10 protein-coding genes are annotated in these 9,543 nt (G+C 62.6%); 8 read left to right on the top strand and 2 right to left on the bottom strand.

Annotated elements, in window-relative coordinates; all coding sequences use genetic code 11:
* Positions 1-224 precede the first annotated feature (224 nt).
* From DEM27_RS30050 to DEM27_RS30020, 7 genes are all read left to right on the top strand, one after another.
* Complete coding sequence (locus tag DEM27_RS30050; protein WP_128755597.1) at positions 225-665, top strand: hypothetical protein; 441 nt, start codon at positions 225-227, stop codon at positions 663-665.
* A 98-nt stretch (positions 666-763) separates the two neighbouring features.
* The gene (locus DEM27_RS30045) at positions 764-1,504 is read left to right on the top strand and encodes a class I SAM-dependent methyltransferase (protein ID WP_109461936.1); all 741 of its coding nucleotides are present in this window, start codon (positions 764-766) and stop codon (positions 1,502-1,504) included.
* Between the two features lie 90 nt (positions 1,505-1,594).
* Complete coding sequence (locus DEM27_RS30040; RefSeq protein ID WP_109461935.1) at positions 1,595-3,463, top strand: ABC transporter ATP-binding protein; 1,869 nt, start codon at positions 1,595-1,597, stop codon at positions 3,461-3,463.
* A gap of 341 nt (positions 3,464-3,804) precedes the next feature.
* A complete protein-coding gene (gene petA, locus DEM27_RS30035) occupies positions 3,805-4,383 on the top strand; it encodes a ubiquinol-cytochrome c reductase iron-sulfur subunit (protein WP_109461934.1) in 579 nt (192 codons plus the stop codon).
* A gap of 13 nt (positions 4,384-4,396) precedes the next feature.
* Positions 4,397-5,662 carry a cytochrome b gene (locus tag DEM27_RS30030; RefSeq protein WP_165823685.1) on the top strand — a complete coding sequence of 422 codons (1,266 nt, stop codon included), beginning with the start codon at positions 4,397-4,399 and terminating at the stop codon, positions 5,660-5,662.
* Positions 5,663-5,689: 27 nt separating this feature from the next.
* The gene (locus DEM27_RS30025; RefSeq protein WP_109461932.1) at positions 5,690-6,571 is read left to right on the top strand and encodes a cytochrome c1; all 882 of its coding nucleotides are present in this window, start codon (positions 5,690-5,692) and stop codon (positions 6,569-6,571) included.
* A 111-nt stretch (positions 6,572-6,682) separates the two neighbouring features.
* Positions 6,683-7,225, top strand: coding sequence for an adenine phosphoribosyltransferase (locus DEM27_RS30020; RefSeq protein WP_109461931.1), 543 nt, complete (start codon positions 6,683-6,685; stop codon positions 7,223-7,225).
* Between the two features lie 63 nt (positions 7,226-7,288).
* Here the strand turns inward: DEM27_RS30020 and DEM27_RS30015 are convergent, their stop codons facing one another.
* Positions 7,289-7,753 (bottom strand): MaoC family dehydratase, encoded by a 465-nt coding sequence (locus DEM27_RS30015; RefSeq protein ID WP_109461930.1) that lies wholly within the window; start codon positions 7,751-7,753, stop codon positions 7,289-7,291.
* On the bottom strand, positions 7,750-8,307 hold the full coding sequence (locus tag DEM27_RS30010; RefSeq protein WP_109461929.1) for a MaoC family dehydratase: 558 nt from the start codon (positions 8,305-8,307) through the stop codon (positions 7,750-7,752). The genes DEM27_RS30015 and DEM27_RS30010 overlap by 4 nt, the downstream gene beginning before the upstream one ends.
* 98 nt (positions 8,308-8,405) lie before the next feature.
* Here DEM27_RS30010 and DEM27_RS30005 point away from each other — a divergent pair, with 98 nt between their 5' ends.
* On the top strand, positions 8,406-9,521 hold the full coding sequence (locus tag DEM27_RS30005; protein ID WP_109461928.1) for a hypothetical protein: 1,116 nt from the start codon (positions 8,406-8,408) through the stop codon (positions 9,519-9,521).
* Positions 9,522-9,543 lie beyond the last annotated feature (22 nt).

The raw sequence follows: 9,543 nt of genomic DNA, 5'->3' as shown, positions 1-9,543 counted from the left end.
GGTCTTTCGGCACCAACCCATCGAGCGTCACCATCTCGAGGGCCGTCTGTTCGGGAGCGGGTTTCTTCAACATGTCCCAGTGAATCATAAACCCCCAGTCAAGGCCAGGGGTTTGTCAGCAGTCTGACGGAGGCCGCGGAGTAATCCGCGGCCTCCGCCACAGGAACACACCGCTCGCCAAATTGCCGATTGCCGCCGTTTTTTCCAACAACTGGGCTGCGCCGATGAACCGTTTGCTGCTGACATACAAACCTGATGACAACGGCTTCGGAGAACTCTTCGTCACCGTCAGCGCCGGGGATTTTGCCGGGAAAAGTTCGGCGTGGATCGGGGAAAATCATCTGCGCGACTTCGAGACGGCGCTGGGCGCCTTCCCGATCGAGGCGGGCCATGAGCCCCTGCTCGAGGGCGGATATTGGCGGGACGGGGTCCTCGACCGGGTCCATGTCCGCATCGTGGTGACACCGGGCGGGCCTCGTGGTCTCGTTTGTGTCAGCGTGGAATTGGCGACGCCGCCAAATCCGGGGCAGGAACCGGCGATGCAGAACAGGGTCGCCGCGCAGTTCCTGGTCAATTACGGCGACCTCTCGCGTTTCCAGTCCTCGCTTCGGGATCAGCGGGATGGGATCGAGCCGCAGGCCGTACTCGTTCAATCGCAATCGTAGATTTTTCAGCGCAGACGGCGCTTTGGGTGCTGGCGGCCCGTGCTTTCGTCCGCCGGGACGAGGTCTTTTACCGCTGAACCTATTGCAAGGATGATGCCATGCGTGACGACCGACTTTATAACGATGCCGACCTGGCGCAGTTCTACGATCTCGACAACGACTGGTCGGATGACCTGAGTTTTTGCCGGCAACTGGCGCAAGGCTGTGGTTCGGTTCTCGACCTCGGCTGCGGCACCGGACGCTTCGCGGCGGATATCGCCGTCACCGTCGAGCGTGTCGTCGGTGCCGATCCCGCCCGCCCGATGCTGGACATCGCCCGGAACAGGCCGGGCGGTGAGCGGGTCCAGTGGGTGGAAGCGGACGCGAAAACCATGCGGCTCGGCGCGGTTTTCGATCTCGTGGTGCTCACCGGCCATGTTTTCCAGGTGTTCCTGACGCGGGCGGACAGGCTGGCGGTGTTGAAGACGATCGCCGCGCATCTTGCCCCGGAAGGCCGGTTCGTGTTCGACAGCCGCAATCCTGCTCTTACCGAGTGGCGGGAATGGACGCCCGCGCTGTCGCAGCGCGAGATCGACCATCCGCGCCTCGGCACGGTGGCATCCTGGAACGACGTCCGCTGCGACGAAAGGAGCGGCATCGTCACCTACGAAACCTTCTACCGCACCGCCGATGGCCACACCTTTCAGGCCGCCTCCGATCTCGCCTTCGCATCGCGTGCCGAAATTGCCGAGCTTGCCGAGGAGGCCGGGCTGGTCGTCGAGCGCTGGCTGGGCGACTGGCACGGCGCGCCCTGTGACGAAGGCTTGTCGGAGATCATTCCGGTAGGGCGGCTGGGATAACCGCAAGCGCGTAAATACATTACCGAAATATAAGGTTTTTGTTGCTCTTTGCGCTTTGGCTCCTGCGGAGAATCCCCCTATATCCGCTGCATGCTGATACGCGCCGTCTTCAATTTCTTCGAAACCTGGATCGATCCGTACCATCGCAAGGGCGACCTGCGGCCGCCGCAGGGAACCTACCGGTTCATCTGGTTCTACGTGTCGCAGGCCAAGGCGCCGTTCGCGGCCATGCTGGTGGTGGGCGGTCTGGTGGCTGTGGTCGAGGCGGGGCTGTTCTGGTCCGTCGGGCTGCTGGTCGATATGCTCGATACGACGCCGAAGGGCGAGGGCTGGTCGGGGCTGATTGCCTCGCATGGCTGGCAGCTTCTCGGCATGCTGGCCTTCGTGATGATCGGCCGCTTCGTCATCGTCGCCGCGAATGCGCTTCTCGAAGAGCAGACGATCGTCCCGGGCTTCTTCAACATGATGCGCTGGCAGGCCTATGCCCATGTGGCGCGGCAATCGTTGAGCTTCTTCCACAATGATTTTTCCGGCCGCATCGTCAGCAAGGTCTGGTCGGCCGGCCAGGCGACTGGCGACCTCATGGTGTCGCTGCTGCAGGTCGTCTGGTTCATCGCCATCTATGCGCTGTCGACCATGGCGCTGGTGGCCGCGCTCGACTGGCGGCTCGCCGCCGTCATCCTGGCCTGGCTTGTCGGGTTCGGCCTGCTTGCGCGCTTCTTCGTGCCGCGCATCCGAAGGCTGGCGCGCAACACCGCCGAAACCTCGTCGATGCTCAACGGCCGCATGGTCGATGCCTATGCCAATATCCAGACGCTGAAACTCTTCAGCCGCGAGGAGGCCAACGATCATTACGTCCGCGAAGGTTTCGACCGGTTCCAGGCGTCGGTGATCGCCTTTACCCGCCACATCACCGGCGTTCGCGCGTCTTTGTCGCTGCTGTCGGGTTTCATGATCGCCTCGATCGCCTTCCTTGCCGTCGATCTGTGGTTTGCGGGCGTGATGACCGCCGGCAGCGTCGCCTATACGCTCGGCCTCGTGCTGCGGCTCAACATGCTGCTCGGCCGGCTGATGACGCAGTTCAACGCGATCATGCGCAACCTCGGCACGATCCAGAACGCCGCCGAGATGGTCTCCCAACCCATCCGTCTCCTCGACAGGCCCGGTGCCGCCAATCTCAAGGTCGAGCAGCCGGAGATCCGTTTCGAGCATGTCTCCTTTCACTACGGCGGCGGCAAGGGCGTCATCGACGACCTGACGCTCACCATCCGCCCCGGCGAGAAGGTCGGCATCGTCGGCCGCTCCGGCGCCGGGAAATCGACGCTCGTCAATCTGCTCCTGCGGTTCTACGACCTCGAATCCGGCCGCATCCTGATCGACGGGCAGGATATTGCGACGGTGCGGCAGGAATCGCTGCGCAGCCATATCGGCATGGTGACGCAGGATACGGCGCTTTTGAACCGCTCGATCCGCGACAACATCCTCTTCGGCCGGTCGGATGCGGACGAAAAACAACTGCTGGAGGCGGTGCAGCGGGCCGAAGCCGACCGGTTCATCGCCCACCTGCAGGACCAGCGCGGCCGCATGGGTTTTGACGCGCATGTCGGCGAACGCGGGGTAAAACTTTCGGGCGGACAGCGGCAACGCATCGCGATTGCCCGCGTCATGCTGAAGGACGCGCCGATCCTGGTGCTCGACGAGGCGACGTCGGCGCTCGATTCCGAGGTGGAGGCGGCGATCCAGTCGAACCTGGAACAGCTGATGGCGGGTAAGACGGTGCTGGCGATCGCCCATCGGCTGTCCACCATCGCGGCGCTCGACCGGCTGGTGGTGATGGACAAGGGCCGCATCATCGAGGAAGGCACCCATGCCGAGTTGATCGCGCAGGGCGGCCTTTACGCCGACCTCTGGTCGCGGCAATCGGGCGGCATGATTGCCATCGACGACGGTGCGAACTGAACCGGTTTCCACGGCACGCGACCCGTGCGGGCCGTCTCCGCCGTCGCCCGGCGCCCGGACATGCCGAAACGGGGCCAAAGGTGGCGCCCACCCGCCTGACTCCATGATTTTACAGGGATAACACGCGAAAGACAGGCGCGCTCGCCGCTTGTTCAAAAAAGTGTGGCAGTTTGCCGCGACATTGTGCCCGCGCCCCTTGTCAAGGCTGGACATAATTTGCGATCAAGCATAGAACGCGCCGGATTGCCGGGGAATCTGTGGCTAAAATATGTTCACATTCGATTCGCCGGTTTGGGGGCAGTGCGTTTATCGCGAAATTTTGCGCAGAGGATGGTTTAGCCGTGAGCGAACACGAAACGACAAGCGAAACCCTTGGCGAGCCCACTCGCCGTGATTTCCTGTACTTGACGACAGGCATGGCTGGTGCTGTCGGCGCGGTGTCCGTTGCCTGGCCTTTCATCGATCAGATGCGTCCGGACGCCTCGACGCTGGCTCTCGCCTCTATCGAAGTCGACGTATCGAGCCTCGAGCCCGGCATGTCGCTGACGGCGAAGTGGCGCGGCAAGCCGGTGTTCATCCGCAACCGTACGCCGAAGGAAATCGAGGAAGCCAATGCCGTGGCGCTCAGCGATCTCAAGGATCCGATCGCCCGCAATGCCAACCTTCCGGCCGACGCCCAGGCGACCGACGTCGATCGCTCCGCCGGCAAGGACAAGGAAAACTGGATCGTGATGATCGGTTCCTGCACACATCTGGGTTGCGTTCCGCTCGGCCAGGCCGGCGATTTCGGCGGATGGTTCTGTCCCTGCCACGGGTCTCATTACGATACGGCCGGCCGTATCCGTAAGGGCCCAGCACCGATGAACCTGGCGGTTCCGACCTTTTCTTTCGTTTCCGATACAGTGATCAAGATCGGTTAAGGGGATACTGATTATGAGTGGTCATTCAAGTTACCAACCGGCGACCGGTCTAGAGAAGTGGATTGACTCGCGTCTTCCGCTTCCGCGTCTGATTTACGACAGCTTCGTCGCCTATCCGGTCCCGCGCAACCTGAACTATGCCTATACGTTCGGTGCCATGCTTTCGGTCATGCTGGTCGTCCAGATCCTGACCGGCGTGGTTCTCGCCATGCATTATGCTGCGGAATCGACCGTTGCCTTCGTTTCGGTCGAGAAGATCATGCGCGACGTCAACCACGGCTGGCTGCTGCGCTACATGCACGCCAACGGCGCGTCGTTCTTCTTCATCGCCGTTTACCTGCACATCGCCCGCGGCCTCTATTACGGCTCCTACAAGGCGCCGCGCGAAATCCTCTGGATCCTCGGCGTGGTCATCTACCTGCTGATGATGGCGACCGGCTTCATGGGCTACGTTCTGCCCTGGGGTCAGATGTCCTTCTGGGGCGCGACCGTCATCACCGGCTTCTTCTCGGCCTTCCCGCTGGTCGGCGAGTGGATCCAGCAGTTCCTGCTCGGCGGCTTCGCGGTCGATAACCCGACGCTGAACCGCTTCTTCTCGCTGCATTACCTGCTGCCCTTCATGATCGCCGGCGTCGTCGTCCTGCACGTCTGGGCGCTGCACGTGACCGGCCAGACCAACCCGACCGGCGTTGAGGTCAAGACCAAGACCGACACCGTTCCCTTCACGCCCTATGCGACGCTGAAGGATGCGCTCGGCGTATCGGTGTTCCTGATCGTCTATGCCTGGTTCGTGTTCTACATGCCGAACTATCTCGGCCATCCGGACAACTACATCCCGGCCGACGCGCTGAAGACGCCTGCCCACATCGTTCCGGAATGGTATTACCTGCCGTTCTACGCCATGCTGCGCGCCATCACCTTCAATGTCGGCCCGATCGACTCCAAGCTCGGCGGCGTCCTGGTGATGTTCGGCGCGATCATCATCCTGTTCTTCCTGCCGTGGCTCGACACGTCGAAGGTTCGTTCGGCCGTCTACCGTCCGTGGTACAAGCTGTTCTTCTGGATCTTCGTCGCCAATGCCATCATGCTCGGCTGGCTCGGCGCGCAGCCGGCGGAAGGCATCTTCGTTGTCCTGTCGCAGCTCGGTACGCTTTACTACTTCGGTTTCTTCATCGTCATCATGCCGCTCCTGGGTCTTTTCGAAACCCCGCGGCGCCTGCCGAATTCGATTACCGAGGCTGTGCTGGAACAGCGCGCCAAGTCGGCGGCCAAGGCTTGAGACAGGCGGCAGAGAGGGAATAAAAACATGAAGAAGCTTGTTGCAAGCATCCTGTCGCTCGCAGTGGTCGCCGGTCTTGGCATGGGCGTTGCCGCCTATGCCGAAGAGGCCGCCGCCCCTGCGGAAGGCGAGCATGCCGAAGGTGGCACGCCACACTATCCGATCCACCACCCCAAGAATGTCGACTGGTCCTTCGCAGGTCCGTTCGGCCACTACGACAAGGGTCAGCTGCAGCGCGGCTTGAAGGTGTACACGGAAGTCTGTTCCGCCTGCCACTCGATGAGCCTGGTTTCCTTCCGCACGCTGGAAGGCCTGGGTTATTCCGAAGCGCAGGTGAAGGCCTTTGCCGCGAACTACGAAGTTCAGGACGGCCCGAACGGCGATGGCGAGATGTACACCCGCAAGGCGGTCCCTTCCGATCACTTCCCGTCGCCCTACGCCAACCATGAAGCTGCCGCGGCCTCCAACAACGGCGCCGCGCCGCCGGACATGTCGCTGCTGGCCAAGGCGCGCGGCGTCACCCGCGGTTTCCCGCAGTTCGTCTTCGACATCTTCACCCAGTACCAGGAAGGCGGGCCGGATTACATCTATTCGCTGCTGACCGGTTATCAGGATGCGCCTGCGGGCCATGAAGTCGCCGAGGGCACGCATTACAACCCGTACTTCGCCAGCGCCGCGGCGCTCGCCATGGCGCCGCCGATCAGCGACGGCCAGGTCACCTACGACGATGGCGCGCCGCAGACGCTCGACCAGTATGCAAAGGACGTTTCGGCATTCCTGATGTGGGCCGCCGAGCCGCATCTCGAAGAACGCAAGCGCACCGGCTTCATGGTCATGGTGTTCCTGGTGATCTTCACCGGCCTGATCTACCTGACGAAGAAATCGGTCTACGCCAGCAAGGAACACTGAGCGGTTCCTGGCATCGATTATGAAAAGGCGGTTTTCGGACCGCCTTTTTTATTGGCCTCGGCCGGGCTGATTGCTAGTGTCCGGTCTCAACCTTAAAATCACGGATACCTTATGACGACCACCGCCCCGGACCTTGCCGCCTCGATCCGCTCGATCGTGGATTATCCGAAACCCGGCATCATCTTTCGGGATATCACCACGCTTCTCGGCAATCCGCGCGCCTTCCGCCGTGCCGTCGATGAGCTGGTCAATCCGTATGCCGGGCTGAAGATCGACAAGATCGCCGGCATGGAAGCCCGCGGCTTCATCCTCGGCGGCGCCGTCGCCCACCAGCTGTCGGCCGGCTTCGTGCCGATCCGCAAGAAGGGCAAGCTGCCGCACGAGACCGTGCGCATCGCCTACAGCCTGGAATATGGTGTCGACGAGATGGAGATGCATCGCGATGCGGTGCAGCCGGGGGAGAAGGTGATCCTGGTGGACGACCTGATCGCCACCGGCGGAACGGCCGTCGGCGCGGTGCAGCTGCTGCGTCAGATCGGCGCCGACGTCATATCCTGCTGCTTCGTCATCGACCTGCCGGATCTCGGCGGCCGCGCCAAGCTCGAGGCGCTCGGCGTGGAAGTACGCACGCTGGTGGAATTCAGCGGCCACTGAGATGTTTGTCGGGGGCGGCTCAAAGCCCCCAATCCATTTGCCATATCCGGTGCTGCCTGAAGCTCAGGCGAATTCCAGCACCGTGCTTTCGAACCGTACCACGGGCAGGCCGTTCTGGTTCGTGCCTTCGCAGACGATGGTGTTGAGGATGCGCCCCGGCCGCGAGGCAAGTTCGCGGCTCGCCGTCAGCGTCACGGTGTAGGTGACGCTGTCGCCGGCGAAGACCGGCCGGAACCAGGCGAGGTCGCGGAAGCCGGGCGAGGGGCCGAGCTGCGGCGGAACGATGCCTTCGGCCTTCAGGCGCTCGGTTTCGACGGTCCAGTAGTCGACGAAGCTGCGCATCCACATGGCGCAGGTGTGCCAGCCGGAGGCGCAGAGGCCACCGAACAGCGTGTTCTTTGCCGCTTCGGCATCCATGTGGAACGGCTGCGGATCGAAACGTTCGGCAAAACGGATGATCTCGGCCGCCTCGAAGCGGTGCGTGCCGATCTCCAGCTTCGTGTCGTGGTAGAGTTCGCTCATTTTCATGCCGACGTCTCCGGAGCCTTGGCCATGCGGAACATGATGGAGTTCTCCGAGACCGAGACGATCTCGCCCCGCTGGTTTTCCGCCTCGTGGCGCAGCTTGACGATGCCGACGCGGGGGCGCGAGCGCAGGGCGCGCGCTTCGAGCACGGTGGTGCGGCCGGACAGCGTGTCGCCGGCGAGCACCGGCCGTTTCCATTCCATCAGGTCGATGCCCGGGGAACCTTCCGAGAGCGAGTTCAGCAGGTAGCTGTCGATCATCATGCGCATCACCATGGAACTGGTGTGCCATCCCGAGGCCGCCAGGCCGCCGAGGATGCTGTCGCGGCCGGCCGCTTCGTCGAGATGCATGGGTTGCGGATCGAATTCGCTGGCGAATTCTATGATCTCTTCAACCGTTACATGCTTGGGACCGAGCGGAAAGACCCGGCCCGGCGTAAAATCTTCAAAGCTGTATTTCGTCACGTTTTCACCCGGTCTTCTTTCGCCGGGCACAATGGCGAGGCCGGCGAGGTTTTTCAAGGTGCGAAGAACCGGTAGGCCGTTGTTTTGTCGCATGCCGTCTTCGGCAAAACTGCCGCGCAGTTTTGCACGACATGCTTTAAGGTGACGCGGCCTCCGGGCGAGGCAAACGAAAGCGATCGGAACAGGACGACATGCAGAATGTGAAATCGGTTCTCGATGCCGCCGCCGGCGAAGGCATCATCTCCTCCGAGCAGGCTTCGAGGCTGGCTCCCTATCTGGAGGAGCGCGGCGTGACGTTTCCCGCCCGCACCGATACGGGCGTCACGGACATTGCCGGGCCAAGGGGCGCAGATGCAATCGCGCCGGTGGAGGACACCGAGGCGCCGCGCTTCATCCGCGGTTTCCACGACGTGCTGATCACCATCGGGATCGTCATCGTGCTGTCCGGCATCTGGGGGATCGGCTCCTTCCTGGCGGCCTTGCCGGCGATTGTGATCCTGGCGGAAATCCTGGTGCGGCGGCAGCGGCTGGCCTTGCCGGCCGTCGTCCTCACCATCGCTTATGCGCAATGGATCTTTTTCACCGCGCTGGTCGGTCTTACCGAGATGTTCGGTGAAAACGTCGATCCGCTGCTGCAATTCCTGCTGATGGCCGTGCCGTTTCCGGTGGCGCTGCTGCCATTTTACTGGCGCTACCGCATTCCGCTGTCTCTTGGCGTGCTCATCCTGTCGGTGTTTTCCCTTGCGCTCGCGCTGGTCTTCCTGGGCCTGTCGCGTGCCACCGGCGATCCGGATTTCGTCAGCAACCGGCCGGCACTGTCCTCGACGATCTTCCTCGTCACGGCGCTGGGGCTGTTCGCCGTTGCCATGTGGTACGACCTTGCGGACCGGCTGAGGATCTCGCGGTGGTCGGATATCGCGTTCTGGCTGCATCTGGCAGCGGCGCCGGCGCTGCTGTATTCGATGCTGGCCTTCGTTTTCCTCGGCAAGCTCGACAGCAGCGTCTTTTCCGGCGATGCGGGGGCCGGCAAGGCGCTGGTCGTGGTCGCCATAGTCATCCTGTTCATGGCGATCGGATTGATCATCGACCGGCGCGCCTTCGTCACCTCAGGCCTGGCGTCGCTGGGATTTGCGACCGCCAGCATCCTGCAGCGGATGCAGGCCCAGCCGGAAAGTTATGCCTTTGCGACGTTGCTGATCGTCGGCCTGATCGTGCTGACCATCGGTGTCGGCTGGCCGCATTTCCGTCGCTGGATCTTTGCGGCGCTGCCGCCGGCGCTGAAAGAAAAACTGCCGCCTCTTCGGTGAAGGGCGGCAGCGGAAAGCAGAA

The organism is Rhizobium album, from assembly GCF_003122325.1.
In the GTDB taxonomy this organism is placed as follows: Bacteria; Pseudomonadota; Alphaproteobacteria; order Rhizobiales; family Rhizobiaceae; genus Metarhizobium; species Metarhizobium album.
This window is presented reverse-complemented; position numbering and strand designations above follow the sequence as displayed.

What these genes read in the sequence shown, in the direction of transcription:
- DEM27_RS30050 (WP_128755597.1), top strand. Translation starts at nt 225, where the DNA reads ATGAACCGTTTGCTGCTGACATACAAACCTGATGACAACGGCTTCGGA.
- DEM27_RS30045 (WP_109461936.1), top strand. Translation starts at nt 764, where the DNA reads ATGCGTGACGACCGACTTTATAACGATGCCGACCTGGCGCAGTTCTAC.
- DEM27_RS30040 (WP_109461935.1), top strand. Translation starts at nt 1,595, where the DNA reads ATGCTGATACGCGCCGTCTTCAATTTCTTCGAAACCTGGATCGATCCG.
- DEM27_RS30030 (WP_165823685.1), top strand. Translation starts at nt 4,397, where the DNA reads ATGAGTGGTCATTCAAGTTACCAACCGGCGACCGGTCTAGAGAAGTGG.
- DEM27_RS30025 (WP_109461932.1), top strand. Translation starts at nt 5,690, where the DNA reads ATGAAGAAGCTTGTTGCAAGCATCCTGTCGCTCGCAGTGGTCGCCGGT.
- DEM27_RS30020 (WP_109461931.1), top strand. Translation starts at nt 6,683, where the DNA reads ATGACGACCACCGCCCCGGACCTTGCCGCCTCGATCCGCTCGATCGTG.
- DEM27_RS30015 (WP_109461930.1), bottom strand. Translation starts at nt 7,753, where the DNA reads ATGAAAATGAGCGAACTCTACCACGACACGAAGCTGGAGATCGGCACG.
- DEM27_RS30010 (WP_109461929.1), bottom strand. Translation starts at nt 8,307, where the DNA reads ATGCGACAAAACAACGGCCTACCGGTTCTTCGCACCTTGAAAAACCTC.
- DEM27_RS30005 (WP_109461928.1), top strand. Translation starts at nt 8,406, where the DNA reads ATGCAGAATGTGAAATCGGTTCTCGATGCCGCCGCCGGCGAAGGCATC.